This is a genomic window from Megasphaera sp. AF13-6AC (genome assembly GCF_027685385.1).
GTDB lineage: Bacteria > Bacillota > Negativicutes > Veillonellales > Megasphaeraceae > Megasphaera > Megasphaera micronuciformis.
Genome location: NZ_JAQCUN010000196.1, coordinates 1,302 through 1,692, shown reverse-complemented (window position 1 = coordinate 1,692; position 391 = coordinate 1,302). Strand labels below are relative to the sequence as shown.

The 391-nt window shown below is 34.5% G+C and carries 1 protein-coding gene; it reads right to left on the bottom strand.

Going from position 1 to position 391, the window contains the following annotated elements:
• Window positions 1-81: 81 nt before the first annotated feature.
• The coding region (locus PGX78_RS08040) for a nucleotidyltransferase domain-containing protein (protein WP_442864820.1) at window positions 82-391 on the bottom strand (310 nt) is incomplete at its 5' end.

Genomic DNA, 391 nt, shown 5'->3' with positions numbered 1-391 from the left:
GGCTATGTCACAACAAACAGTTGATAAATAGCCATTTTTATAGGGGAGTATCAGAACTCCCCTACAAACTGTTATTTGCAGTTATCTATACTCATTTGGAATTTCGATATGAAGTGTCTCACACAATAACTTCACATCATGTGCATCATTTTCATCAAACTCGTATCCCAGATGGAACATTACTTGACTATATGGTTCAATACAGGAAACCTCTATTTCCTCAATTCTTCCTTTACCCGAAAAAGTTTCTACCGGAAAACAATCCCCATCATAAAGAATTTCACCTTCGTCCGTATATTCAAAACAATGCAAATCAATAATTCTGTTTTTCAAATCTTCCCATACAGTATGGTTCAATGTTGTATATTCCATCTTAATCTCATAAAAGCCA